Origin of the sequence: Mixta gaviniae (assembly GCF_002953195.1) — a bacterium.
GTDB lineage: Bacteria > Pseudomonadota > Gammaproteobacteria > Enterobacterales > Enterobacteriaceae > Mixta > Mixta gaviniae.
Genome location: NZ_CP026377.1, coordinates 2,098,546 through 2,121,982 on the forward strand (window position 1 = coordinate 2,098,546; position 23,437 = coordinate 2,121,982).

At 57.3% G+C, this 23,437-nt stretch carries 26 protein-coding genes and 4 tRNA genes; 12 read left to right on the forward strand and 18 right to left on the reverse strand.

All coding sequences use genetic code 11. The features are described from left to right. Positions 1 to 9: 9 nt before the first annotated feature. A complete protein-coding gene (locus C2E15_RS09815) occupies positions 10 to 1,041 on the forward strand; it encodes a L,D-transpeptidase family protein (RefSeq protein ID WP_104957205.1) in 1,032 nt (343 codons plus the stop codon). Positions 1,042 to 1,162: 121 nt separating this feature from the next. Here C2E15_RS09815 and C2E15_RS09820 read toward each other — a convergent pair whose 3' ends face one another. The 7 genes from C2E15_RS09820 to mdtK form a co-directional block, all read right to left on the reverse strand. Beyond that, complete coding sequence (locus C2E15_RS09820) at positions 1,163 to 1,399, reverse strand: major outer membrane lipoprotein (protein ID WP_002908860.1); 237 nt, start codon at positions 1,397 to 1,399, stop codon at positions 1,163 to 1,165. A 301-nt stretch (positions 1,400 to 1,700) separates the two neighbouring features. Continuing rightward, complete coding sequence (gene pykF / locus C2E15_RS09825) at positions 1,701 to 3,113, reverse strand: pyruvate kinase PykF (RefSeq protein WP_104957206.1); 1,413 nt, start codon at positions 3,111 to 3,113, stop codon at positions 1,701 to 1,703. A gap of 926 nt (positions 3,114 to 4,039) precedes the next feature. Next, positions 4,040 to 4,116: transfer RNA gene (locus C2E15_RS09830), tRNA-Val, on the reverse strand. Between the two features lie 13 nt (positions 4,117 to 4,129). Next, positions 4,130 to 4,206 (reverse strand) — tRNA-Val (locus C2E15_RS09835). A gap of 13 nt (positions 4,207 to 4,219) precedes the next feature. Continuing rightward, positions 4,220 to 4,296, reverse strand: a tRNA-Val gene (locus C2E15_RS09840). A gap of 4 nt (positions 4,297 to 4,300) precedes the next feature. Beyond that, positions 4,301 to 4,377 (reverse strand) — tRNA-Val (locus C2E15_RS09845). Between the two features lie 139 nt (positions 4,378 to 4,516). Then, positions 4,517 to 5,890, reverse strand: coding sequence for an MdtK family multidrug efflux MATE transporter (mdtK, locus tag C2E15_RS09850; protein WP_104957207.1), 1,374 nt, complete (start codon positions 5,888 to 5,890; stop codon positions 4,517 to 4,519). Between the two features lie 224 nt (positions 5,891 to 6,114). On the opposite strand from mdtK, the gene C2E15_RS09855 reads away from it, so the two are divergent. Further along, complete coding sequence (locus tag C2E15_RS09855; protein WP_104957208.1) at positions 6,115 to 6,771, forward strand: riboflavin synthase subunit alpha; 657 nt, start codon at positions 6,115 to 6,117, stop codon at positions 6,769 to 6,771. A 67-nt stretch (positions 6,772 to 6,838) separates the two neighbouring features. On the opposite strand, the gene cfa is transcribed toward C2E15_RS09855, so the two are convergent. Both cfa and punC read right to left on the reverse strand, forming a co-directional pair. Then, the gene (cfa, locus tag C2E15_RS09860) at positions 6,839 to 7,987 is read right to left on the reverse strand and encodes a cyclopropane fatty acyl phospholipid synthase (protein WP_104957209.1); all 1,149 of its coding nucleotides are present in this window, start codon (positions 7,985 to 7,987) and stop codon (positions 6,839 to 6,841) included. 301 nt (positions 7,988 to 8,288) lie between these two features. Beyond that, the gene (punC, locus tag C2E15_RS09865; protein WP_104957210.1) at positions 8,289 to 9,473 is read right to left on the reverse strand and encodes a purine nucleoside transporter PunC; all 1,185 of its coding nucleotides are present in this window, start codon (positions 9,471 to 9,473) and stop codon (positions 8,289 to 8,291) included. A 111-nt stretch (positions 9,474 to 9,584) separates the two neighbouring features. Between punC and punR the strand changes: the two genes are divergently transcribed. Further along, the gene (gene punR / locus C2E15_RS09870) at positions 9,585 to 10,571 is read left to right on the forward strand and encodes a DNA-binding transcriptional activator PunR (protein ID WP_104957211.1); all 987 of its coding nucleotides are present in this window, start codon (positions 9,585 to 9,587) and stop codon (positions 10,569 to 10,571) included. Here the strand turns inward: punR and purR are convergent. After that, complete coding sequence (gene purR, locus C2E15_RS09875; RefSeq protein ID WP_104957212.1) at positions 10,568 to 11,593, reverse strand: HTH-type transcriptional repressor PurR; 1,026 nt, start codon at positions 11,591 to 11,593, stop codon at positions 10,568 to 10,570. The two genes, punR and purR, sit on opposite strands and share 4 nt — an antisense overlap. A gap of 284 nt (positions 11,594 to 11,877) precedes the next feature. On the opposite strand from purR, the gene cydH reads away from it, so the two are divergent. Next, the gene (cydH, locus tag C2E15_RS09880; protein WP_104957213.1) at positions 11,878 to 11,967 is read left to right on the forward strand and encodes a cytochrome bd-I oxidase subunit CydH; all 90 of its coding nucleotides are present in this window, start codon (positions 11,878 to 11,880) and stop codon (positions 11,965 to 11,967) included. A 59-nt stretch (positions 11,968 to 12,026) separates the two neighbouring features. Here cydH and C2E15_RS09885 read toward each other — a convergent pair whose 3' ends face one another. Continuing rightward, positions 12,027 to 12,872 (reverse strand): C40 family peptidase, encoded by an 846-nt coding sequence (locus tag C2E15_RS09885; RefSeq protein WP_104957214.1) that lies wholly within the window; start codon positions 12,870 to 12,872, stop codon positions 12,027 to 12,029. 357 nt (positions 12,873 to 13,229) lie between these two features. Here C2E15_RS09885 and C2E15_RS09890 point away from each other — a divergent pair, with 357 nt between their 5' ends. Beyond that, positions 13,230 to 13,565, forward strand: a complete 336-nt coding sequence (locus C2E15_RS09890) for a Grx4 family monothiol glutaredoxin (RefSeq protein ID WP_174705719.1) — start codon at positions 13,230 to 13,232, stop codon at positions 13,563 to 13,565. Positions 13,566 to 13,644: 79 nt separating this feature from the next. On the opposite strand, the gene rnt is transcribed toward C2E15_RS09890, so the two are convergent. From rnt to eptA, 4 genes are all read right to left on the reverse strand, one after another. After that, positions 13,645 to 14,325 (reverse strand): ribonuclease T, encoded by a 681-nt coding sequence (gene rnt / locus C2E15_RS09895; protein ID WP_104957216.1) that lies wholly within the window; start codon positions 14,323 to 14,325, stop codon positions 13,645 to 13,647. A gap of 100 nt (positions 14,326 to 14,425) precedes the next feature. Then, positions 14,426 to 14,833 (reverse strand): lactoylglutathione lyase, encoded by a 408-nt coding sequence (gloA, locus tag C2E15_RS09900; protein ID WP_104957217.1) that lies wholly within the window; start codon positions 14,831 to 14,833, stop codon positions 14,426 to 14,428. Positions 14,834 to 14,955: 122 nt separating this feature from the next. After that, entirely contained in the window at positions 14,956 to 15,549 is a 594-nt protein-coding gene (locus tag C2E15_RS09905; RefSeq protein WP_104959141.1) for a TetR/AcrR family transcriptional regulator, read from the reverse strand. A gap of 38 nt (positions 15,550 to 15,587) precedes the next feature. Next, positions 15,588 to 17,222, reverse strand: a complete 1,635-nt coding sequence (gene eptA, locus C2E15_RS09910) for a phosphoethanolamine transferase EptA (RefSeq protein ID WP_104957218.1) — start codon at positions 17,220 to 17,222, stop codon at positions 15,588 to 15,590. Positions 17,223 to 17,429: 207 nt separating this feature from the next. Between eptA and C2E15_RS09915 the strand changes: the two genes are divergently transcribed. From C2E15_RS09915 to sodC, 3 genes are all read left to right on the forward strand, one after another. After that, positions 17,430 to 17,669 (forward strand): DUF1289 domain-containing protein, encoded by a 240-nt coding sequence (locus C2E15_RS09915; protein ID WP_104957219.1) that lies wholly within the window; start codon positions 17,430 to 17,432, stop codon positions 17,667 to 17,669. Positions 17,670 to 17,741: 72 nt separating this feature from the next. Further along, positions 17,742 to 18,638 carry an aldo/keto reductase gene (locus tag C2E15_RS09920; RefSeq protein ID WP_104957220.1) on the forward strand — a complete coding sequence of 299 codons (897 nt, stop codon included), beginning with the start codon at positions 17,742 to 17,744 and terminating at the stop codon, positions 18,636 to 18,638. An 85-nt stretch (positions 18,639 to 18,723) separates the two neighbouring features. Beyond that, positions 18,724 to 19,245: a superoxide dismutase family protein gene (sodC, locus tag C2E15_RS09925; RefSeq protein WP_104957221.1), complete on the forward strand. Its 522-nt coding sequence runs from the start codon at positions 18,724 to 18,726 to the stop codon at positions 19,243 to 19,245. Here sodC and C2E15_RS09930 read toward each other — a convergent pair. Together C2E15_RS09930 and C2E15_RS21675 are read right to left on the reverse strand one after the other, a co-directional pair. Continuing rightward, positions 19,238 to 19,582, reverse strand: coding sequence for a hypothetical protein (locus C2E15_RS09930; protein WP_146108543.1), 345 nt, complete (start codon positions 19,580 to 19,582; stop codon positions 19,238 to 19,240). The genes sodC and C2E15_RS09930 overlap by 8 nt on opposite strands. A 52-nt stretch (positions 19,583 to 19,634) precedes the next feature. Further along, on the reverse strand, positions 19,635 to 19,793 hold the full coding sequence (locus tag C2E15_RS21675) for a hypothetical protein (protein ID WP_167391855.1): 159 nt from the start codon (positions 19,791 to 19,793) through the stop codon (positions 19,635 to 19,637). A 194-nt stretch (positions 19,794 to 19,987) separates the two neighbouring features. Here C2E15_RS21675 and slyA point away from each other — a divergent pair, with 194 nt between their 5' ends. Further along, entirely contained in the window at positions 19,988 to 20,431 is a 444-nt protein-coding gene (gene slyA, locus C2E15_RS09935) for a transcriptional regulator SlyA (RefSeq protein WP_162287233.1), read from the forward strand. Between the two features lie 50 nt (positions 20,432 to 20,481). Here slyA and C2E15_RS09940 read toward each other — a convergent pair whose 3' ends face one another. Next, positions 20,482 to 20,949 carry an outer membrane lipoprotein gene (locus tag C2E15_RS09940; protein WP_104957222.1) on the reverse strand — a complete coding sequence of 156 codons (468 nt, stop codon included), beginning with the start codon at positions 20,947 to 20,949 and terminating at the stop codon, positions 20,482 to 20,484. A gap of 286 nt (positions 20,950 to 21,235) precedes the next feature. On the opposite strand from C2E15_RS09940, the gene anmK reads away from it, so the two are divergent. The 3 genes from anmK (at position 21,236) to pdxH (ending at position 23,410) form a co-directional block, all read left to right on the forward strand. Then, complete coding sequence (anmK, locus tag C2E15_RS09945) at positions 21,236 to 22,354, forward strand: anhydro-N-acetylmuramic acid kinase (RefSeq protein WP_104957223.1); 1,119 nt, start codon at positions 21,236 to 21,238, stop codon at positions 22,352 to 22,354. A gap of 24 nt (positions 22,355 to 22,378) precedes the next feature. Further along, positions 22,379 to 22,687: an MliC family protein gene (locus C2E15_RS09950; RefSeq protein ID WP_104957224.1), complete on the forward strand. Its 309-nt coding sequence runs from the start codon at positions 22,379 to 22,381 to the stop codon at positions 22,685 to 22,687. Positions 22,688 to 22,753: 66 nt separating this feature from the next. Next, on the forward strand, positions 22,754 to 23,410 hold the full coding sequence (gene pdxH / locus C2E15_RS09955; protein ID WP_104957225.1) for a pyridoxamine 5'-phosphate oxidase: 657 nt from the start codon (positions 22,754 to 22,756) through the stop codon (positions 23,408 to 23,410). Positions 23,411 to 23,437: the final 27 nt, after the last annotated feature.

A 23,437-nucleotide genomic window follows, 5' to 3' on the forward strand; every position in this document is an offset into this window, starting at 1 on the left:
GAAGCCTTCATGAAAGTATCATTTCCCTTCGCCCTCTGGCTGTCAGGCGTTGCGCTGCTGGCGCCCTTGCTGGCGGGCGCCACCGAGTATCCGCTCCCTGCTGAAAACAGCCGCCTGATTGGCGAAAACAGCACCACCGTCGTGCCGGCCGATAATCGTCCGCTGGAGGATATCGCCGCGCGTTATAAAATCGGCCTGCTGAATATGCTGGAAGCGAATCCTGGTACCGATCCCTGGCTGCCGCAGGCGGGTACGCAGCTGATCATTCCGCAACAGATGCTGCTGCCCGACACCAAACGCGAAGGCATTGTGGTGAACCTGGCGGAACTGCGCCTCTATTATTATCCGAAAGGAAAAAACAGCGTTATTGTCTATCCGGTCGGCATCGGCCAGCTGGGTGCAATGACGCCCGCAATGGTGACCAGTATCAGCCAGAAAATTCCTAACCCTACCTGGACGCCGACTGAGAATATTCGTAAGCGCTATGCGAAAGAGGGCGTAACGCTGCCCCCGATGGTGCCTGCCGGACCCGATAACCCGATGGGGCTGTTTGCGATGCGTCTCGCTTATGGCAGCGGACACTACCTGATCCACGGCACTAACGCCGATTTTGGCATCGGCATGCGTGTCAGCTCCGGCTGTATTCGCCTGCGGCCAGATGATATCGAGGCGCTGTTTAACAGCGTGCCAAAGGGGACGCGCGTGCAGATCGTCAATCAGCCAGTGAAATATGCGATTGAGCCTGACGGCAAGCGCTATATCGAAGTCCATCAGCCGCTTTCGCGCAACGAGAAAGATGATCCGCAAACCATGCCGCTGCCGCTGAACGGCGCGCTCAAGCGCTTTATAAAAAACAAGCAGAGCGACAGCGCGTTAATCGAGGCGGCGCTAAAACGACGCTCCGGGATGCCGATTCTGGTCAATCTGGGCGAGCCGGTAAGCGAGGCGGCCGGGAAGCCCTCTCAGCACGACGCAGCGCCGTCAACGATGCAAAAGGCTGGGGTAACTCAGGCGCAGCCGGAAAAGGCGGGAGAGAGCTGACAACGGCGTCTGGCGCCGATGGCGTCAGGCAAAGGCAGTTGCTGGCGCAGGGAAGATCAGGTGGAAGAAAAAAGACAAAAAAAATGGCGCCCGACAGGCGCCATTTTTATTACCAGAACTCTTACTTACGGTAAGAGTGAGCCTGGTTGTCCAGACGCTGGTTAGCGCGAGCTGCGTCATCTTTAGCAGCCTGAACGTCAGAACGCATTGCGTTCACGTCGTTGCTCAGCTGGTCAACTTTCGCGTTCAGAGTCTGAACGTCGCTTGACAGCTGGTCGATTTTAGCGTTGCTGGAGCAACCAGCCAGCAGAGTTGAACCCAGAATTACCGCGCCCAGTACCAGTTTAGTACGATTCATTATTTATACCCTCTAGATTGAGTTAATCTCCATGTAGCGTTACAAGTATTACACAAAGTTTTTTGGTATGAGAATAAATTTTTGATGAGAACATGCTTAATTTTGCTCGTTCGCTCAAAGAAACATCTGTCTGGACGTTTATTGTGAAAAAATAAAGGAAAACAGGCAGATTTAATTGATTTTATCTTCGGTGAAAGGCGGCTTTTATCGTTATTTTCAATTGGCATTTTTAACAATAACCGTTACCGCAAAATAAAAAAAAGCGCCTGTTCGGCGCTTTTTTCATCATCGCTGTAATTATTTACAGTACATGTACAGAGGCGGTATTGGTTGTGCCGCTCGGCACCAGTGCGCCGGAGACCATTACCACGACGTCACCTTTTTGCGCATAGCCGCTTTCCAGAGCGATTTCCTTGCCAATACGGTAGAAATCGTCGGTAGAGGCGATCTCATTCACCACACGCGCTTCAATGCCTTTGCTCAGCAGCAGCTGACGGGCGGTGATTTGATTGGTGGTCAGCGCCAGAATGGTGGCGTCCGGGAAATATTTACGCACTGATTTCGCTGATTTACCGCCTTCGGTGGCCACAACGATCAGTGGCGCCTCCAGTTTCTCAGCGGTCTCTACCGCGCCGCGGCAGACTGCTTCGGTAATACGCAGCTTGCGGCTGTCGTTCAGCGAATCGATGCGCGATTTCATCACGCGATCGGTACGTTCGCAGATGGTCGCCATGATGGTGACCGACTCCAGCGGATATTTCCCTTTGGCACTTTCGCCAGAGAGCATAACCGCATCGGTGCCGTCGAGAATGGCGTTAGCCACGTCGCCCGCTTCAGCGCGGGTAGGGCGCGGGTTTTTGATCATCGAGTCAAGCATCTGGGTGGCAGTGATCACCACTTTGCGCGCTTTGTTACACTTCTTGATCATCATTTTCTGCGCGAAAATCACTTCTTCTACCGGGATTTCCACGCCGAGGTCGCCGCGGGCAACCATGATGCCGTCAGAGGCGTCCAGGATCTCATCAAAGTTGTTGAGGCCTTCCTGGTTTTCGATTTTAGAGATGATCTGAATATGGTCGCCGCCGTGCTTTTTCAGGTGTTCACGGATTTCCAGCACGTCGGAGCGTTTACGGATAAAAGAGGCGGCAACAAAATCGACGCCCTGTTCGCAACCGAAAATCAGGTCGCGTTTATCTTTTTCCGCCAGCGCCGGCAGCTGAATGGACACGCCCGGCAGGTTAACGCCTTTGTTTTCGCCGAGGTCGCCGTTGTTCAGCACTTTGCAGACCACGCTGTTTTCGGTGACTTCAGTCACTTCCATGCCGATCAGGCCGTCATCGACCAGTACGGTGTTGCCGATTTTCAGGTCGGCGGCGAAGCCTGCGTAAGTGACCGCTACGCGCTCGCTGTTGCCGATCACTGACTGATCGGTGGTAAAGGTGAACGTCTGACCCGCTTTCAGCGACACATCGTTGCCGCCTTCCAGCTTCATGGTGCGGATTTCAGGGCCTTTGGTATCCAGCAGAATCGCCGCCTGACGACCGGTTTTTTCCATAACCGCGCGGATATTGGCGATACGACGACCGTGTTCTTCGTAATCGCCGTGAGAAAAGTTCAGACGCATAACGTTCATGCCCGCTTCCAGCAGGTTGGTCAGCATCTCTTCGGATTCAGTTTTAGGGCCGATAGTACAAACGATCTTGGTCTTTTTCATGACAAGTTATCTGTAAGTTGTGATGGATGATAAAGGTTTGAGGTCGATGCCTGGCGCATCGGGGAAATATTCATGCTCAGCGAGCGGACTGCGATACAAACTAAGAATAGGTGACAGATATGAAGCGTGCAGAGGAAGTTGTGCGGTGATGTTCCATGGCCCGCGTGGGCGAGTTGCGCAACCTGTTGTGAGTGTAGGTAAGGGCACGTCAATTGGCTGAAACCATTCAAGTGAAACACCGGGAATAGTATAGACGCTAAGTATACGAAAACCAATCAAAAAGCATATGGACAGATGGGGCGAGATCAAGGAAAAGCCTGTTGCCGCAACCGCGCAATGTGGACGCAGGCCCCCGCGCGCGCCTTTTATCAGCGGTGCGTTATCAGCGGCTGAGAGTGTGCCGCCCGTACGGCGGGGCGCACAAAACCAGGCCCGATGCGGGTAAGGTTTATCTGAAAGCGCTGCATCGGCCACCGGCGTCGGCTGGCACTACGCGGAGCGCCGGATGAGACCAGGCGTGATCAATTTGGTTAGCGTTAAGGCTGGATAAACGGGTCAATTCGACAACCTTAAGAGAGATCAAGGGCGTCAATCCAGCAGGGGTAAGGTTGGGCGGGGAGTCAATGCAGGCAACGGAAGTCTGGATAAAAAAGGCAATCGGCAGGGGCAAGGTCGGGCGGAAAATGTTAATTCAGGCAAGGGGAAGTCTGGATAAGAGAGGCTATCTGGCAGGGGAGGTCAGGGCAAGAGAGTCAGTCGGCTGGGGTAAGGCAGAGCAAGACAGGCCATCCGGTAAGGTAAAGCGGAGCAAGGAAACCGGTGCGGCGGTAATAGAGGCAAAGCAATCTGCGCGCTTCGTCGGCGATCTGGATAAAAAGATAAGGAGGTCAGTCGTGAGGTATTACGAGCAGCAGAAGAAAAAAGCGTGGTGCGTTCTAATGGACTCGAACCATCGACCCCCACCATGTCAAGGTGGTGCTCTAACCAACTGAGCTAAGAACGCAGTGAAAACGCTTTGGTGCGTCCGAGTGGACTCGAACCACCGACCCCCACCATGTCAAGGTGGTGCTCTAACCAACTGAGCTAAGAACGCAGTGAAAACGCTTTGGTGCGTCCGAGTGGACTCGAACCACCGACCCCCACCATGTCAAGGTGGTGCTCTAACCAACTGAGCTACGGACGCACTTTGGTGCGTTCTAATGGACTCGAACCATCGACCCCCACCATGTCAAGGTGGTGCTCTAACCAACTGAGCTAAGAACGCATCTGTCGTCTTGGGTGACGACGGGGACGAATATTAGCGACACTGTTTACCGCTGGCAAGGGGAAACATACAAATTTCTGCGCAACTGCCCAGCATCTGTGCGACCCGCCGTTTTTTTAAGCACGGCGGGCCCTTATCTTCAGCGCGAAGCGTGTTGCAGGATCCTCTCCGCCGGCAATCGCTGCAGCCGGCGAATACGCCAGATCATCATTACGGCGGCGGAGGTCAGCCCCAGAATAAAGCCGCACCAGAAGCCGGCCGGCCCCATCGGTGGCACCAGCCAGTCGGTCAGCGCCAGCAGATAGCCGCTCGGCAGCCCGATAACCCAGTAGGCGACCAGAGTGATAAAGAAAATCGAGCGGGTATCTTTATAGCCGCGCAGAATGCCGCTGCCAATCACCTGAATTGAATCGGAAAACTGGTATACGGCGGCCAGCAGCATCAGCTGCGCGGCCAGCGCCACCACCAGCGGATTATCGTTGTAGAGCAGGGCGATCTGTTCGCGAAAGGTGACGGTAAACAGTGCGGTGCAGGCCGCCATCATAATGCCCACCCCCTGGCCGGTCCAGGCGGCGACCTTCGCCGCTTCCACCGAACCCTGTCCAAGCCGAAAGCCAACCCGAATGGTGGTCGCCACTCCGAGCGAAAGCGGCATCACGAACATCAACGAGCTAAAGTTAAGCGCAATCTGATGTCCGGCGACATCAACAATGCCCAGCGGCGACACCAGCAGGGCGACGACGGCGAACAGCGTCACTTCAAAAAACAGCGCCAGCGCCACCGGCAGGCCGAGCAGCGTCAGACGCTTAAGCACCGCCCAATCCGGCGCGCTGAAGTAGTCCGGCAGGGCGATGTCGCGCATCGAACGCGCACGCTTGATCCATAAACGCATCACGATAAAGATCACCCAGTAGACCGAAGCCGTCGCCACACCGCAGCCAACGCCGCCCAGCGCCGGCATACCGAAATGGCCGTAGATAAAGATGTAGTTCACCGGGATATTAACCAGCAAACCGATAAAGCCCATCACCATGCCGGGTTTGGTTTTCGACAGCCCTTCGCACTGGTTGCGCGCCACCTGGAAAAAGAGGTAGCCGGGCGCGCCCCACAGCAGCGCGCGCAGGTAGCCGACCGCTTTGTCGGTCAGCGCCGGATCGATATTATGCATGGCGCGGATCATATAACCGGCGTTCCACAGCACGACCATAATCAGCACCGATACCAGTGCGGCCAGCCAGTAAGCCTGGCGTACCTGACGGGCGATGCGATCGCGGCGGCCGGAGCCGTTGAGCTGCGCCACTACGGGCGTCAGCGCCAGAATCAGACCGTGGCCGAATAAGATAGCGGGCAGCCATACCGAGGTGCCCACTGCGACGGCGGCCATATCCGTTGCGCTCACCGCGCCGGCCATAATGGTATCAACAAAGCCCATTGCCGTTTGCGCAACCTGCGCCAGGATAACGGGAATAGCCAGCGCCAATAATTGCCGCGCTTCTGTCAGATACTTCTGCACGTAAACACCTTTTTATGGTTACAGGAATGAATAAACATTCGCCCTGACGGGCTGGATAATAAAGAATAGAAGAACACGTCCGTTGTCGGCGAAAGATCATAGCGGCATCGCCGCCGCAAAGAAACCGCATTTTATCACCCATGGCAGGGGCGATCGTCGGCCGCCTGGCCTGGTCTGCGGCACAGAGTATGTTAATATCAGCAAAAACAGACTGAGGCTAACCTATGTTTACCGGAATTGTGCAGGGCACCGCAGAAGTGGTTGCCATTGAAGAGAAAACCAACTTTCGCACCCATATCGTTAAAATGCCGCCGGCGCTGCTGCCGGGCCTCGAGCTGGGCGCGTCGGTCGCGCATAACGGCTGCTGTCTGACCGTAACGGAAATTAACGGCGATCGCGTCAGTTTCGATCTGGTAAAAGAGACGCTGCGTATTACTAATCTCGGCGATCTGCAGCCGGGCGATGTGGTGAATATTGAGCGCGCGGCGAAATTCAGCGATGAAATTGGCGGACACTTAATGTCCGGGCATATTATGACCACCGCTGAAATCTGTAAAATAATAAATGCAGAAAATAACCGCGAAATCTGGTTCAAACCGCAGGATAGCTCGCTGCTGAAATATATCCTGCATAAAGGCTTTATCGGCATCGACGGTATCAGCCTGACCGTCGGCGACGTAACAAAAACCAAATTCTGCGTGCATTTAATTCCTGAGACCCTGGCGCGCACTACCCTGGGCGCGAAAAAATTGGGTCACCGCGTGAATATCGAGATCGATCCCCATACGCAGGCGATTGTCGAGACCGTCGAGCGCGTGCTGGCGCAGCGTGAAGCGGCGCTGGCTGCCAACGTGGCAAACGTCGCCGACGCCGACGAGTAACCGGCGGGCGAAAAAAAACAGGCAACCCGGTTGCCTGTTTTTTTATGCGTTGCGTCATCGCGGGGCGCTAGTGCGGTACGCGCAGGCCGCCTTCCACGCCGCGGCTAAAGACCACCTGCCAGAGCTGAATATCGCGCGCGCGGAACGCGCCGGCGCAGGCGTTCAGGTAGTAGGTGAACATGCGTTTAAAGCGCTCGCCATATTTCTCTTCCAGCTGCGGCCAGGCCTGCAAAAAGCGGGCATGCCACGCCATCAGCGTTGTATCGTAATCGGCGCCGAAATTGTGCCAGTCTTCCATAATAAAGTGCGGTTCGCTGGCTTCGGCAATATGGCGCACCGACGGCAGGCAGCCGTTGGGGAAAATATATTTATCAATCCAGGGATCGACATTCATATCGGTTTTTATCGCGCCGATGGTATGCAGCAGGAACAGGCCGTCAGGCTTGAGATTGCGGTCGACGACGTCGAAATAGGTAGCATAGTTTTTAGGGCCGACGTGTTCGAACATGCCGACAGAGACGATGCGGTCATACTGATCGTGCAGGTCGCGGTAATCCTGCAGCAAAATCGTGACGTCCAGCCCTTCGCAACGCTGCTGCGCCATTTTTTGCTGTTCGGCGGAGATGGTGACGCCATCCACCTTTGCGCCATAGTGACGCGCGGCGAACTCCGCCAGCCCGCCCCAGCCGCAGCCGATATCGAGCAGGCGCATACCCGGCTTCAGCTGCAGTTTTTCGCAAATCATTTTTAGCTTAGCCTGTTGCGCCTCTTCCAGCGTGCCGGCTGTTTTCCAGTAGCCGCAGGAATATTGCATAAAGGGATCAAGCATAAGCGAAAAAAGATCGTTGCCTAAATCGTAATGCTCTTTGCCCACCATCCAGGCGCGTTTTTTTGACTGCAGATTGGTCAGCCGGGCGGCGGCGATGCGTAAAGTGTCTTTGAAATGGTGAGGGAGTTGTTGATCCAGTTTGTGCTTCAGCACGCGATGAAAAAACATATCAAGCCGTTCGCATTCCCACCAGCCATCCATGTAACTCTCGCCCAGACCGAGGGATCCCTCCTGTAAGACGCGTTTAAAAAAGTCAGGGTTTTTCACCTGAATATCCCAGGGGCGATGACCATTGACTTCGATATCGGCCATTTCCAACATCTCATGGGCGATACGATACCAATGGTTTTCCTCCAGGTTCACTTCTTCTATGCACGATGAACTCATAGCTTCTCCATCACCTGTGTGATACGAACCTGAGAAACAGAATAGTCAATTTCTACAGGGTTGTGAGAAATCTCACGGAAAACCGTGTGCCAGATAGCCGACGTTGAGCAGAGGATTGAAACTGAATGAACAGACCGGTCAGACAGCCGCACGTAAGCGGAGCGGCCGACCGGAAAAAACGCACTGGTTATTATAAGTGACTGCCTGGCAAGGAGTATATGCTCCCGCCAGGGAATATACAACGGCTAACAGTTAGTGTGCTAACCAATAGCTGTCATCGGCGATGCGGCAGGTATTGCGATTATGCCGCGTTCTGTGACTCCGTCGCTGGCGCGTGTCGCGTCAGCTGCAGCAGATAGCCAACTGCGGCCAGCAGCACGGTAAACAGCATAACCGAGCTGGTGGTCAGCAGCGGGTGCGTCAGCCAGCCGGAGACCGCCAGGCTGGCAAAAAAGCAGAGGCCCAGCTGCAGGCAGTTCTGCAACGCGGCGGCCTTGCCGGTATCCTGCGGGAACGGCAGCAGCGCATTCGCCACCACGATAGGGTAGATTGCCCCGTTCGCCAGCGCCATGCCGCAGAAGGGCACCAGCAAGCCCCACAAGGTCGCGTTGCCGCTCATCGCCACCATAAACAACGCCACGACACTAACCGCATAGAACATCAGCAGCGCCGGCAGCAGCGTTCTGCCGTTGCGGCGCTGAAGCGCCGCGCGGCAGCCGAATCCGCCGATCAGAAAGGCGATGGTCTGCGGCACATAGCTCAGGCCGATATCCGCCGGGCTTAAACCGAGATCGTGCAGAATAAAAGGCGACCCGGTCAGCCAGGCGAAAAAGCTGGCGGAGCAGGCGGCATAGATCAATACGTTTCCGCTGTAGACGCGCGAGGCCAGCATCTGGAAAAAGCCGGCGCGCGGACGCGTCTCGTGCGTGGCCGCCGGTGCCTTTTTCAGCCGCGCGGTGGCAAACAGCAGCGGCAGGGTGACCAGCAGCAGCGCAAGGAAAATAGAACGCCAGGAGAAATGGCTCAGCAGCCAGGCGCCCAGCAGCGGCGCCAGCGCCGGGGAGAGCGCCACCAGCGGCATAATGGTGGCGAACACGCGGTTCGCCTGCGCGCCGCGATAGCGATCGACCACCAGCGCCTGCCAGCTTACCGCGGCGGAGCAGACGCCGACCGCCTGAATAAAGCGCAGCGTCAGCATCTGCCAGGTCTCATTCGCCCACAGCATACCGGCGCAGCCGATCGCAAACAGCGTCAGGCCGAGCAGCAGCACCGGCTTGCGGCCGAAGCGATCGGAGAGCGGGCCCCACATCAGCTGGGCGCAGGCGAAGCCGCCAAGGAATACCGTCAGGCTGGCACTGATGACGCCGGCGGAGGTGTGAAAGCTCTCCTGCATGGCGGTAAAGGCCGGCAGGTACATATCGGTGGCGAGAAAGCCCAGCGTACTGAGCAGCGCCAGATAAAGCATAAATCCTTTTGAACCAGACATCTCTTTCTCATTAATTAGCAGGTGAACAGACGGCGCGAGGGTAAAGGATGTTTTTCTGAATGTGAAACGCTAAAATTTGCCGGTTGATTTCAAAATTTTTGCAGGCAGAAAATGTGGTCAGAACATGCGCTTGAAGTGATCGATGCCGTCGCCCGCACCGGCAGCTTCTCCGCCGCCGCCGCGGAGCTGCATCGCGTGCCGTCCGCCATCAGCTATACCGTGCGCCAGCTGGAGTCCTGGCTGGCGGTGCCGCTGTTCGAACGACGCTACCGCGATGTGGTGTTAACCGAGGCCGGCGAGCTTTTTATTCGCGAGGGCCGTGCTGTTATCAAAAAAATGCTCGCCACGCGCCGTCAGTGCCAGCAGGTGGCGAACGGCTGGCGCGGGCAGCTGAGCATCGCCGTCGATCGCATCGTCAAACCGCAGCGCACGCGTCAGCTGGTACTCGATTTCTATCGCCACTTTCCCGATATGGAGCTGTTGATCACCCCGGAGGTGTTTAACGGCGTCTGGGATGCGCTGGCGGACGGACGTGTTGATGTGGCGATCGGCGCCACCCAGGCGATCCCGGTCGGCGGCCGCTTCGCTTTTCGCGATATGGGGGCGCTGAACTGGCGTTGCGTGGTCAGCGCCCGTCATCCGCTCGCCGGGGCGGTCGATCGTCTGCAGGATGACGATATTCGCCCCTGGCCGTCGCTGGTGCTGGAGGATACCTCGCGCGCGCTGCCGCGCCGCACCACCTGGACACTGGATAACCAGCGGCGGCTGGTGGTGCCCGATTGGGAAAGCGCCTTTGACTGCCTGCGCGCCGGGCTCTGCGTCGGCATGGTGCCGGGGCAATTCGCTGCGCCGCTGCTGGCGAGCGGGGAGCTGAGCGAGCTGCCGCTGCCGGTGCCTTTCCCTGACAGCCACTGCTGCGTCAGCTGGTCGGAACAGAGCGGTTCGCCGGCGCTGAGCTGGTTACTGGATTATCTGGGCGATACGGAGACGTTAAATCGGGAGTGGCTGCGGGAAGAGGCGCTGGCTCAGGAGAGGGGGGCTCCTGAGCAACATTGCAGCGGTGGCGACCGTGATGGTCGTCACCGCCAGCAACATTAACGGCGGTAGTCGCGGAACGGGCCGTCGGCCACCGAGCGGCGCTCGATCAGCGTCGGATGTACCTCAATGGTTTGCGACTCTTCGCGCTTGTTGATAATACGATCCAGCAGCATATCGAAGGCGGTTTCGCCCAACTGCTCTTTTGGCTGATGCACCGTGGTCAGCGCCGGCGTAAAGTAGCGGGCGTTGCGCACGTTATCGTAGCCGATCACCGAAATATCCTGCGGTACGCGCAGGCCCATCTCATCCGCTGCGCAAATGGCGCCCATCGCCATAATGTCGCCGCCGCAGAAGACGGCTGTCGGGCGCTGCTTTTGCGTCAGGATCTGCTGCATGGCACGGTAACCCGATTCCGGTTCGAAATCGCCCTGCACGATCCACTCTTCGCGCGCCGGAATATTCGCTTCGTTCAGCGCCTTCATAAAGCCGGCAAGGCGGCCGCCGCCGGTATTGCGCTCCATTTGGCCAGGGATCACGCCGATATCGCGATGGCCGCGTTCGATCAGATAGCGGCCGGCAAGATAGCCGCCTTCAAAGGCGTTATCCAGCACGGTATCGGTGAAGTCGCCGCGCGACTCGCCCCAGTCCATCACCACCATAGGGATATTGCGGTTCTCCTCAAGCATTTTCAGCAGCGCTTCAGGGTATTCGGAACACATCACCAGCAGACCATCGACGCGCTTCTGCGCCATCATCGACAGGTAGGCCTGCTGCTTTTGCAAATCGTTGTGGGCGTTGCCCAGAATCAGGGTATAGCCGCGGGCGAAACAGCGCGTTTCTACCGCCTCGATAATCTCCGCAAAATAGGGCGCCTCGCTGGAGGTGGCCAGCAGGCCGATCGATTTGGTGTGATTCACCTTCAGGCTGCGCGCGACCGCGCTGGGCGAATAGTGTAATTCTTTGATGGCCGCCCACACCGCCTCGCGCGTCTCTTCCGCGACAAAGCGGGTCTTATTGATGACGTGTGACACCGTCGTAGTAGAAACGCCGGCACGCTTCGCGACATCTTTGATTGTTGCCATTAAAAAGATACTCCTGCGCTTATCATAACGAATTGATAAGGCTAATGTTAAACGTTTGCGTCCTCACGGCCTGCTTCAGCGTGCTTGTCAGTTGTCATTATGCTGGCTGAGATACGTCTGGCAGGTGGGACGTCTTTAAAAAAGGGCCAATAGCGGCTGTTTGCCATTGTTGCGCAACGCAAGGCGGGGATTCTACCAAGCTGACGCAAAGAAAACGAGATTTTTACCGGCGAGTATGGGAAAATCTATACCGTTATCGTTTGTAGGGTTAAAGGAGAGGCCGGGTGAGTACTGATTTAAAGCTGTCGTTAGGCACAACCGTCGCGGCGTTGCTGATGATTATCGCTTTCAGCTTTACCGCTGTGATGCACTAAGCAGATAACGCATAAAAAAAAGCCTGTCGCAAGACAGGCTTTTTTGTTGCGCAACGCGCCTAGCGAATGGTTTTGGGCGTCATCACGCGACGCGCGCCGACATAATGGCGCTCCCAGTAATCATCGCTGAGCTGGCTGATTTGAATATCTTTGCCGGTACGCGGCGACTGAATAAAGCGGCCGTTGCCGAGATAGACGCCAACGTGGTCGGCGGCGCCGCGGTTATTAATGCGGAAAAAGACCAGATCGCCTTTTTCCAGCGATTCGCGGCTGACCGCTGCGGCGTCGCGCAGGTGATACATCTCATTAGCAGTGCGCGGGATCTTAAACTTCACCACATCTTTATAGGCGTACCAGACCAGGCCGCTGCAGTCGAAGCCGGTGTGCGGCGAGGTGCCACCCCAGAGATAGGGTTTGCCCAGCTGTCCCATCAGCTTGTTCATCGCCGTTTCGCGCGCTTTCTGATAACGCTCGCGGTGCGCCTTGCTCATCTCCAGTGGGCCGCGGCCGTTCGCCTGCAGCGCGCCTTTTTTATCGCCGCGCTGGCGGCCATAGCGCGCGCTGGCGCTTTTCGCCGCGCTCTTTTTGACGCCGCTCTGCTTTGCCGTTTTTACCGGCTTGACCGTTTTCGCCGACGCGCGGCCTTTTTTCGCCGTTAACGTCGGAGAGGCCGCAACAGCGGTCGCCTTGCCTTTCTTTTTAACTTTGCTTTTTTCCGCCGTCGCCGGACGCGCTTTTTTGCTGGTGGTTTTTAATGGGCGACGCTTGCGCCGTTCATCTTCACGGGCGCTCTTCTTATCAATCTTATGCTGACTGGCCTTAACCGGCGCCTGCGGGGAGGCCTGCGCAACGTTAAAGAACAGCTGAGCAAAAGCCAGCATAAAAAGCGTAATCAGTAAACGCATAGTGTGGTTACAGTAAAAGCGCGATATACAGCGCGGAGTTAATCTTATTTCTGCCCTGGCGGCAGACCCCTGAAGGCCGATTCTAATCTAACTTTTTCTGAAAAGATAAAGCCTTTTGCAATTGAATGGCCTTTAATTGCATAAAGATGTAAAAATAAACGGAAACAGCTGGTTATCTCAGCACAGTTATTGCCATTTATTAATCGCCGTGCGTAATGACGACGCGCCGCATTATTTGCGCGGCGATGGCGGCCATAAATGTGCCGGACGCTTTAACCCTACAGAAAATGTCGTTTTCAGTGACCCGCTACAGTCGCTACAATCAATAGACACGAAGCAAGCTATTTAAGGAAGGCAATTATGAGTACTGTTGAAAAAATTCAGCGCCAGATCGCAGAAAATCCGATCCTGCTGTATATGAAAGGTTCGCCGAAGCTGCCAAGCTGTGGTTTCTCTGCGCAGACGGTTCAGGCTCTTTCTGCCTGCGGCGAGCGCTTCGCCTATGTCGATATCCTGCAAAACCCCGATATTCGCGCTGAACTGCCTAAATACGCTAACTGGCCGACCTTCCCGCAGCTGTGGGTAGATGGCGAACTGGTTGGCGGCTGCGACATCGTTATTGAGATGTTCCAGCGCGGTGAGCTGCAGACGCTGATTAAAGAGACGGCGGAAAAGCATAAAGAAGCGGAATAACTTTCAGCCGAGCGCTGGAAGCACTGCTGAAAGCACAAAAGGGCGCCTGCGGCGCCCTTTTTTCATGGCGCGCGGCGGTTTACTCTTCCACCTTTAACGCCTCATCAGCCGGCTCTTCATCGCCAACCGGCAGCGGCGGCCAACCGCCCAGGCGTTTCCAGCGGTTCACCAGTTCGCAAAACAGCTCCGCGGTGCGTTCGGTATCGTAGAGCGCCGAGTGCGCCTGCGTGGCGTCAAAGGCGATGCCGGCCGCTTTACAGGCTTTCGCCAGTACCGTCTGACCGACGACGAGGCCGCTGAGGGCTGCGGTATCGAAAGTCGCGAAGGGATGGAACGGGTTACGCTTCAGACCGGCGCGTTCGGCGGCGGCCATCATAAAGCTGTGATCGAAATTGGCGTTATGCGCCACCATAATGGCGCGATTGCAGCCGCGATCCTTCAGGCCTTTGCGCACCAGCTTAAAAATTTCATGCAGCGCCTCATATTCACTGACAGCGCCGCGCAGGGGATTGTGTGGATCGATGCCGTTGAACGCCAGCGCCTCCGGTTGCAGGACCGCGCCTTCAAAAGGCTCAACGTGAAAATGCATTGTCTGATCAAGCTGCAGCCAGCCTTGTTCATCCATTTTCAACGTGACGGCGGCGATCTCCAGCAGCGCATCGGTTTTAGCATTGAATCCGGCGGTTTCCACATCAATCACCACCGGATAAAAGCCGCGGAAGCGGTCGGATAAGGCGTTCAGTTGTTTCGATTCAGACATCAGGATCTCATTGGCGAAAAAAGGCAGCGCGCATTATGGCAAATTTCGCCGCCGCTTGCAGCAGCACAAATAAGAAGGGCGCCCGCAGGCGCCCGACATCTTAGTGGCCCAGACCCTGTCCGGCCTGTTTGTTTTCAATCAGTTCGATTTTATAACCGTCCGGATCTTCCACAAACGCGATAATGGTGGAGCCGCCTTTAACCGGGCCCGCTTCGCGCGTCACGTTGCCGCCCGCCTGACGAATTTTTTCGCAGGTCGCCGCCACGTCGTCCACGCCCAGCGCGATATGGCCGTAGGCATTGCCAAGATCGTATTTATCCACGCCCCAGTTGTAGGTCAGCTCGATCACCGCGCCTTCGCTTTCGTCGCTGTAGCCGACGAACGCCAGGCTGTATTTATACTCCTCGTTTTCGCTTTCGCGCAGCAGACGCATGCCGAGAACACGGGTATAAAAATCGAGGGAGCGCTGCATATCGCCAACGCGCAGCATGGTGTGAAGTAAGCGCATAATATTCTCCTGAAAAGGGTGTCATCATCCGATGACGGTCAAAAAAGCTTAGTATAGCCGCCGACGGGCGGCAGCGTCGCGAGTGTAAGTAGACCAGTCGACTCGAAACTGACGTTTTTTATTTAGCGCGGCGGCAGCAGCTGCAAAATTGCCTGCAGCGCATGGGTCAGCGCGCTGCCGTCACGGCGGATCTTGCTTTGCAGGCTGGCGCCCAGCCAGAGCGAATAGAGCGTTTGCGCCAGTGCATCCGGCGTCCAGCCCGGCTGTAGCTCACCCTGCGCCGCAGCCTGACGCAGCACGTCGGTTAAGATCGCCGTCTGCGCGGCGGCGCCATGCTCCAGCGCCAGCCGCATCTCCTCGGAGAGGTCGCAGACCTCGGCGGAAACTTTTACCGCCAGGCAGTTTTCAATATGGCCCGTGGCGCGAAAACGCTGCTCCGCCTGCTGATAATAGTCCAGCAATGTCTGGCGTGGCGTCGACTGCTGCAGCTCAAACCAGGTCAGCATGTCGTGGCTGACGCTGTTGAAGTAGCGTGCCAGCATCGCCACGCCGAAGGCCTCCTTCGAGCGAAAATAGTGGTAAAACGAACCTTTCGGCACGCCCGCCTGGCTTAACAGCTCGCTCAGGCCCATACCGGTAAAGCCGCGCTGCAAACAAAGCTGCTCGCCGGTGGCGAGCAGCAGTTCGCGGGTATCATGTCGTGTCGTCTTACTCATGTCCCTCAGGGTAATAGACCAGTTGGTCTGATGCAACCCTAATGCGCCTGGCAGTTTTTCAGCAGGTCAAGGGCTGGCTGATAAACGGCGGTCTGAATATTCATCATCCCCAGCAGCGTGTGGAACACGTTATCCTGTGATACCTCATCCTGTTGCGCATGATGACGCATACAGCCCTCATCGATGCGGAAGGCGCGCGCATAATCGGGCGCGAGCCACATCAAAAACGGAATATGCGTCTGCTGGCTCGGCGCAAACAGGTAAGGCGCGCCGTGCAGATACATGCCGCGCTCGCCCAGTGATTCGCCATGGTCGGAGAGATAGATCAGCGCCACGTTAAAGCGATCGCTATAGCGCTTCAGCAGGTCGATGGTGTCGCTCACCATCGAATCGGTGTAGAGCAGCGTATTGTCATAGGTATTAACCAGCGCCTGGTGATCGCAATCCTGTATCTGCTTGCTGTCGCAGGTTGGCGTAAACTGACGCATCGCCGGCGGATAACGCAGATAGTAAGCGGGGCCGTGGCTGCCCATCTGATGCAGCACAATCACCGAATCATCCTTCACGCCGTCAATGTAGTTCGACAGACGGTGCAGCAGCACATCGTCGCGGCAGTAGTCGCTCTGACAATACGCCTGTAGCTTCCACAGCGTCATATCGGTATGCGGAATGCGGTTGCAAGCGCCTTTGCAGCCGCCGTCGTTTTCACGCCACATCACATTGACGCCGGCATGCGCCAGCACATCCATCAGGCCTTCCTGATGGCGTGCCAGATTGGCGTCATAATCGCGGCGCGCCATACCGGAGAACATGCAGGGCACCGAGACCGCCGTTTCGGTGCCGCAGGAGGAGGCGTGCTGATAGTAGATCACCTGCTGCTGCTTCAGTTTCGGGTTGGTTTCGCGCGCATAGCCGCCAAGCGAGAAGTTCTCCGCGCGCGCCGTTTCGCCCAGCACAAACACCACCAGCGTTTTTTTCTGCGCCGCCTTAATCAGCGGGCCTTTTTGCGCATCCAGGCCGATGCGTACCAGTGCTTTATCACCCTGCAGCCAGCGATTATCGACATAGTGAATGGCACCGCTGACCACGTTGGGCGGCGTCACCATCTTCACCAGCCCTTTGTTATTGCGAAACAGCGAAGCGTAATCTTTATACATCAGCGCCGCTATCAGCAGAATGGTCAGCACCGAACCGATGCACCAGAGCGCGCGCATCGCCAGCGCAAACCACCAGGGACGCGTCCGCTTGATATTGACCATCAGAATGATTGCGGCAGGCAGCACGCCCATCAACAGCATCCACAGCAGATAGCGCGGGCTGAGCAGGGCGGTCGCCTCCTGCAGGTCCGTTTCAAACACGTTTTGCACCATATTGGTGTCGATAACCGTGCCGAAACTGTACATAAAATAGTTCGCTGCCGCGCCGCACAGCAGCAGAATAATTAACAGTGGCTTACCAATCCACGGCAGGATAAGCAGGTTGAAAACCAGCATAAAGGCGCAGAACAGCACCAGCGGGATCGAGGCGATAAACAGATAATCATGCAGATGGCTCAGCGGCGTTCTTTCTGCGGCGCGTACGATAAACAAGCCATTAAGAATAAAAGTAAAAAATAACGCGCAACCGGCCAGAAACAGGGATTCACTACAGCGGAATTTTTTCAGTAGCAGCATAATTAAATAAAATTAAAGGATTTGCCTGTAGCTTAGCTGAAAAACCTTAGTGAAACCTTAACGCATCTCCAATTAAACGATCGCTAACCGTTTGGTTAAGCTGCAATTACACGCCGGTTATGCGTACTGAACGATTTTTAGACGGGAAACTTGCGCTCGCGACGGATGCTGTCTTCAATAAAAGATGCGTTTTAATCAGGAGGCGATGTGGCGGAGCAACTTGAGTTTTTCCCGGTGCCAAGCCCGTGCCGCGGCATCTGTCAGTCCGATGAGCGCGGCTACTGCCGCGGCTGCCTGCGCACCCGCGATGAGCGATTCAACTGGATGAGCTATAGCGACGCGCGCAAGCGTGAAGTGCTGCGGCTCTGTCGCCAGCGTTATCTGCGCCTGCGCCGCGCGGAAAAAGAGACGCCGCCGGAAGAACCGCAACAGCCGTCACTGTTTTGATATCGCGCGCTTTTTTTCTCTGCCGACGGCGTATACTGCGGCTCCTGACACTGAGCTGCAGAGGCAGATAACATGATTGAACGCGTACAAATTGCGCCGCAGGGCCCGGCATTTTCCCGCATGGTGATGGGGTACTGGCGGCTGATGGAGTGGCAGATGTCGGCGCAGCAGCTGGTGGGCTTTATTCAGCAGCACCTTGAGCTGGGCGTTACCACTGTCGACCACGCCGATATTTATGGCGACTATCAGTGCGAAGCCGCTTTCGGCGCCGCGCTGCGGCTTGACCCTTCGCTGCGCGCGCGCATGGAGCTGGTCACCAAGTGTGGCATCGCCACCACCGCCCGGCCGGAACATACGCTCGGCCACTATATTACCGACGGCGCGCATATCATCCGCAGCGCGGAAAATTCGCTGCGGCACTTTGCCACCGATTACCTCGATCTGCTGTTGATCCACCGTCCCGATCCGCTTATGGATGCAGACGAGGTGGCGGAAGCCTTCACCGCACTGCACCAGAGCGGTAAGGTACGGCACTTTGGCGTTTCTAACTTCACCCCGACGCAGTTTGCGCTGTTGCAGTCCAGGCTGCCGTTTACGCTCGCCACCAATCAGGTGGAGATTTCGCCGCTGCGTCAGGATACGCTGCTGGATGGTACACTCGATCAGTGTCAACAGCTGCGCATCAAGCCGATGGCCTGGTCCTGCCTTGGCGGTGGTCAGCTGTTCAGCGCGGAACGTTTCTCGCCGCTGCGCGCCGAATTGCGCGCTGTTGCCGAAGAGACGGGCGCCGCCTCGATCGATCAGGTGGTCTATGCCTGGGTGATGCGTTTGCCCTCTGCGCCGCTGCCGATCGTCGGCTCAGGGAAAATCGAACGCGTACGCGCCGCGCTGGACGCGCTGCCGCTCCAGCTGAGCCGCCAGCAGTGGTTCCGCATTCGCAAAGCGGCGCTGGGTTACGATGTGCCGTAAAGAAACGCAAAAAAAACGGCGTTCGACCAAACGTGAAAATCCGTCCAGGCTTTAAGGGCAAACCCTACAGACTTCAGGAGGCGGGATGAAACACTATGGTTTAGCGGCGCTGGCGCTGCTGATCGCGGGCTATGCGCAGGCGGCGAGTGAAGAGGTCACCTTGCATAATCTGACCAAAGAGGGGATCGGCGAAGCGGTCGGCACGGTAAAAATCGATGAAACCGCGTATGGACTGACGTTCACGCCGGACCTCTCCCGGCTGCCGCCGGGCGTGCATGGTTTCCATGTGCATGCCAACGGCAGCTGCGAGTCTGCGGTCACCGACGGAAAAAGCGTTCCGGGCGGCGCGGCGGGCGGCCACTTCGATCCGCAAAATAGCGGCAAGCATCTCGGCCCCTGGGCCGAAGGGCACTTAGGCGACCTGCCGGCGCTCTATGTGACGCAGGATGGCCGCGCCGACTATCCAGTTCTGGCGCCGCGCCTGAAAAAAATCAGCGACATTTCCGGCCGCGCGCTGATGGTACATATGGGCGGTGATAACCACAGCGACCATCCCAAAGCGCTGGGTGGCGGCGGCGACCGCTACGCCTGCGGCGTCATTAAATAGCGCGTCGCGCGCTCATAAAGGTTGCGCGCTCCCGTAAAGGTTGGGCGCTTCTACAAAGGTTGCGAGGGCTCTCGCACAAACCGCAAAGCGGCAGGCTGTGATACGCAATGTTTGCCGCTTTCCTTCTTTTTTTGTTTATCATCAGCCTGTTTCCGTGGTACCCCTGCAATGCCTGCAATGCCTGCAATGCCTGCAATGCCTGCAATGCCTGCAATGCCTGCAATGCCTGCAATGCCTGCAATGCCTGCAATGCCTGCAATGCCTGCAATGCCTGCAATGCCTGCAATGCCTGCAATGCCTGCAAACGCCGCGCGTCGCGCTTTAAGACGATGCCCATTGTCGTCACGCGCAGGCGGGGATGATGGTCAGCGTCCTCGCCTGGGGAGGTGTCAGCCGGGGCTTAGCCCGGTGCCGCGCCGGTGCAGAGCGTCGTGCTTATCTTCTTTGTCGCCGGATAGCGCCGCGCTTATCGTTTCGCCGCTGCTGACGCCCTGGTTTTCGTCAGGCCAGGCCGGCGGCGTCAGGCGGTGAGCCCCGGTAGTGGGCATCAGGATAAAATCAGAAAAACACGTAGTAAAGCGGGGTGAAAGGGTAAAGGGAACGCGGCTTCAGCCTGGCCGCAGGATGCGAATAATCAGGAATAATCGCCTTTTGCCGCGGGCGATGAATTTGTATTTTGCCCGGTAAACTCGCAAAATAGGCTAAAATCGCGCTTGATTGCTAGCAAGCTAATTATAAGGAGATGAAATTGGATACGCCATTAGGAACGGATTTGGCACGTTTAGTGCGCATCTGGCGTGCGCTGATCGATCAACGACTTAAACCGCTGGAGCTGACGCAGACGCACTGGGTCACCCTGCATAACATCCATCAGCTGCCCCCTCATCAGTCACAGATTCAGCTGGCTAAAGCTATCGGTATTGAACAGCCCTCCCTGGTGCGTACGCTCGATCAGCTGGAAGAGAAAGGGCTGATTGTCCGCTGCACCTGCGCCAACGATCGGCGCGCGAAACGCATCAAGCTGACCAAAGCGGCGGAACCCATTATTCAGCAAGTAGAACATGTGATTGACGCCACGCGCGACGATATCCTGGCGGGCATCTCAAAGCGGGAAGTGGATCAGCTGATCACGTTGATCGCGCGGCTGGAGAAAAATATCGTCGAACTGCAGAAGAAGAGCGAATAGCGGCGATAAAAAAACCGACGCGCGGCGTCGGTTTTTCAGAACTGAACAGCTTAACGCGGAGAAACGGTCACCTGGCTGCCGTTTGACGCCAACATCACGCGTTGACCGACAGAATAACGGCTGGCCGCCTGTTTCTGTACCACGAGAATGGTGTTGCCATCATCCTTGCGGATCTCCAGCTCGACGCCGTCCGCCTTATTCATCGCGCCCTGCACGCCCTGGCCCGCCACGCCGCCCAGCACCGCGCCGCCCGCCGTCGCCAGGCTGCGCCCGGCACCGCCGCCGACGGTATTGCCCAGGAAGCCGCCCAGCACCGCGCCGCCGATGGCGCCGATCACGTTGTTATCATCTCCGCCCTGGATTTTGACCGGACGCACGGAAACCAGCGTGCCGTAGCTGACGCTCTGCACCTGCTTGGCCTCATTGGCGCTGTATACGTCACCGGAAAGCGTATCCGTATTGGTACAGCCTGCCAGCGTTATGCCAGCCAGCGCCACGACACATAAACGCTTAATCATACAAAACTCCTTTCATGACTGTCGGCTGCATCGAAAAGGCAGCCAGAGATAATTCATTATATGGCATAACCTCCGCCTGTCTCAGAATCCCGCGAACCAGACGATGGCTGAGCATAGACCGCGACGGATAAACAAAAATTCAATAATGCCAGCGAAAATTCATACCCGAATGTAAAAGCGTCGGGCCGTCCATGAAAACTAACAATTAATCATAGAATTAACGGGCCTTTTTTGCCAGGCTGAAAGCAATCTGGATGCTCTTCCGCAGAGGAAGTAAGGTAAGACAATGAAATCGGGACGCTATATTGGCGTGATGTCCGGCACCAGCCTGGATGGCGTGGATGTGGTGTTGGCGGCGATTGATGAACGCATGGTGGCGCAGCAGGCCAGCTACTGCCATCCGGTGCCGCAGGCGCTGCGGCAGGAGCTGCTGGCGATCAATCAGGGACAGAGCCTGACGCTGTCGCAGCTGGGGCGGCTGGATACACGCCTGGGGCGGCTGTTCGCCGAGGCGGTGCTGACGCTGATGAAGCAGCAGAACCTGAGTGCGGAGGATATCACCGCCATCGGCTGCCACGGGCAGACTGTCTGGCATGAACCCTGGGGCGATGCGCCCTGCACCCTGCAGATCGGCGACAATAATCAGATCGCTGCCGCAACCGGCGTCACGGTGGTGGGCGATTTCCGTCGCCGCGATATGGCGCTGGGCGGCCAGGGCGCGCCACTGGTGCCCGCTTTTCACCAGGCGCTGCTGATGCACCCGCAGGAGCGACGCATGGTGCTGAATATCGGCGGCATCGCCAATCTCTCGCTGCTGATCCCCGGCCAGCCGCCCGGCGGCTATGACACCGGCCCGGGCAATATGCTGATGGACGCCTGGATCTGGCGCCATCGCGGGCTGCCTTACGATAAAGATGGCGCCTGGGCCGCCGGCGGCACGGTGATCCTGCCGCTGCTAAAACAGATGCTGAGTGACGCCTGGTTCGCCCTGCCGGCGCCGAAAAGCACCGGCCGCGAGTACTTTAATTTCGGCTGGGTAGAGCAGCAGCTGCGACGCTTCCCCGGCCTGGCGCCGCAGGATGTACAGGCGACGCTGCTGGAGCTGACGGCGGTGAGCATCAGTGAACAGGTGCTGCTGAGCGGTGGCTGCGATCGGCTGCTGGTATGCGGCGGCGGCGCGCGCAATCCACTGCTGATGGCGCGGCTGGCGGCGCTGCTTGCCGGCACGGAAGTGTTGTCCACCGACGAGGCGGGAATTAACGGCGACGATATGGAAGGGCTGGCTTTCGCCTGGCTCGCCTGGCGCACGCTCTCCGGCCTGCCCGGCAACCTGCCGTCAGTTACCGGCGCGCGCGAAGCGACCATCCTCGGCGCCATCTATCCCGCCAACCGTCCGCCGCTGTAACATTCCGCCATGAGAGAAACGCGCATGAAAAAGTCTCTGACGTTAATCATAACGCTGTTGCTGACCGGCTGCGGCCTGGGCGGCAAGCCGCAAAATGAGGCGCAGGTGTTGCACTATCGCTGCGGTACGCTGCCGCTGACGGTCACCCTGACGCCGCAGCAGGCGCATCTGGTGATGGATGGCCAGCCGCTGGCCCTGCAGCAGGAGGAGTCCGCCGTCGGCACCAGCTACAGTGACGGCACCTATCGCCTGCGTACCCAGGGCGAGGGCGCGACGATTGAGCGCAGCCAGCGGGTGATCGTGAATGATTGTCAGCGCGAGGACGCGCGCTAACGCGTTGAATTTCATCAGGGGGAGTAGCACAATGCAGGCACCCTTTCGCTATGGTTGAATCCGGTTATGAGTGATAACGAGAGTTTGCAACAGATCGCCCACCTGCGGCGCGAATATACCCGCGGCGGCCTGCGCCGCAAGGATCTGCCCGACCAGCCGCTGGCGCTGTTTGAGCAGTGGCTGCGCCAGGCGTGCGACGCGCAGCTGCCCGATCCCACCGCCATGTGCGTCGCCACGGTAGACAGCCAGGGCCAGCCTTACCAGCGTATCGTGCTGCTGAAGCACTATGACGAACGCGGCATGGTGTTTTACACCAATCTCGGCAGCCGTAAGGCGCAACAGCTGGGCGATAACCCGCGCGTCAGCCTGCTGTTCCCCTGGCACTTTCTTGAACGTCAGGTGATGGTGTTGGGGCAGGCAGAAAAGCTTTCGACGCTGGAGGTGGTGAAATATTTCCACAGCCGCCCGCGCGACAGTCAGATCGGTGCCTGGGTATCGCAGCAGTCGAGCCGCATTTCAGCGCGCGGCGTGCTGGAGGGCAAATTCCTCGAACTGAAGCAGAAGTTCAGCCAGGGCGAGGTGCCGTTGCCGAGCTTCTGGGGCGGTTTCCGCGTAAAAATCGACGCGATAGAGTTCTGGCAGGGCGGCGAAAACCGGCTGCACGATCGCTTTTTCTATCAGCGCGAAGGGGAGAGCTGGAAAATCGATCGGCTGGCGCCCTGAATTCAGCAAATATCGCTTGCAGCGCTG

What these genes read in the sequence shown, in the direction of transcription:
- pdxH (WP_104957225.1), top strand. Translation starts at nt 22,754, where the DNA reads ATGAGTGATAACGAGAGTTTGCAACAGATCGCCCACCTGCGGCGCGAA.
- eptA (WP_104957218.1), bottom strand. Translation starts at nt 17,222, where the DNA reads ATGCTGCTACTGAAAAAATTCCGCTGTAGTGAATCCCTGTTTCTGGCC.
- C2E15_RS09815 (WP_104957205.1), top strand. Translation starts at nt 10, where the DNA reads ATGAAAGTATCATTTCCCTTCGCCCTCTGGCTGTCAGGCGTTGCGCTG.
- C2E15_RS21675 (WP_167391855.1), bottom strand. Translation starts at nt 19,793, where the DNA reads ATGCCCACTACCGGGGCTCACCGCCTGACGCCGCCGGCCTGGCCTGAC.
- rnt (WP_104957216.1), bottom strand. Translation starts at nt 14,325, where the DNA reads ATGTCTGAATCGAAACAACTGAACGCCTTATCCGACCGCTTCCGCGGC.
- C2E15_RS09920 (WP_104957220.1), top strand. Translation starts at nt 17,742, where the DNA reads ATGATTGAACGCGTACAAATTGCGCCGCAGGGCCCGGCATTTTCCCGC.
- C2E15_RS09905 (WP_104959141.1), bottom strand. Translation starts at nt 15,549, where the DNA reads ATGAGTAAGACGACACGACATGATACCCGCGAACTGCTGCTCGCCACC.
- punC (WP_104957210.1), bottom strand. Translation starts at nt 9,473, where the DNA reads ATGTCTGGTTCAAAAGGATTTATGCTTTATCTGGCGCTGCTCAGTACG.
- C2E15_RS09820 (WP_002908860.1), bottom strand. Translation starts at nt 1,399, where the DNA reads ATGAATCGTACTAAACTGGTACTGGGCGCGGTAATTCTGGGTTCAACT.
- purR (WP_104957212.1), bottom strand. Translation starts at nt 11,593, where the DNA reads ATGGCAACAATCAAAGATGTCGCGAAGCGTGCCGGCGTTTCTACTACG.
- C2E15_RS09855 (WP_104957208.1), top strand. Translation starts at nt 6,115, where the DNA reads ATGTTTACCGGAATTGTGCAGGGCACCGCAGAAGTGGTTGCCATTGAA.
- punR (WP_104957211.1), top strand. Translation starts at nt 9,585, where the DNA reads ATGTGGTCAGAACATGCGCTTGAAGTGATCGATGCCGTCGCCCGCACC.
- pykF (WP_104957206.1), bottom strand. Translation starts at nt 3,113, where the DNA reads ATGAAAAAGACCAAGATCGTTTGTACTATCGGCCCTAAAACTGAATCC.
- C2E15_RS09930 (WP_146108543.1), bottom strand. Translation starts at nt 19,582, where the DNA reads ATGGGCATCGTCTTAAAGCGCGACGCGCGGCGTTTGCAGGCATTGCAG.
- anmK (WP_104957223.1), top strand. Translation starts at nt 21,236, where the DNA reads ATGAAATCGGGACGCTATATTGGCGTGATGTCCGGCACCAGCCTGGAT.
- cfa (WP_104957209.1), bottom strand. Translation starts at nt 7,987, where the DNA reads ATGAGTTCATCGTGCATAGAAGAAGTGAACCTGGAGGAAAACCATTGG.
- C2E15_RS09940 (WP_104957222.1), bottom strand. Translation starts at nt 20,949, where the DNA reads ATGATTAAGCGTTTATGTGTCGTGGCGCTGGCTGGCATAACGCTGGCA.
- sodC (WP_104957221.1), top strand. Translation starts at nt 18,724, where the DNA reads ATGAAACACTATGGTTTAGCGGCGCTGGCGCTGCTGATCGCGGGCTAT.
- slyA (WP_162287233.1), top strand. Translation starts at nt 19,988, where the DNA reads ATGAAATTGGATACGCCATTAGGAACGGATTTGGCACGTTTAGTGCGC.
- C2E15_RS09950 (WP_104957224.1), top strand. Translation starts at nt 22,379, where the DNA reads ATGAAAAAGTCTCTGACGTTAATCATAACGCTGTTGCTGACCGGCTGC.
- C2E15_RS09885 (WP_104957214.1), bottom strand. Translation starts at nt 12,872, where the DNA reads ATGCGTTTACTGATTACGCTTTTTATGCTGGCTTTTGCTCAGCTGTTC.
- gloA (WP_104957217.1), bottom strand. Translation starts at nt 14,833, where the DNA reads ATGCGCTTACTTCACACCATGCTGCGCGTTGGCGATATGCAGCGCTCC.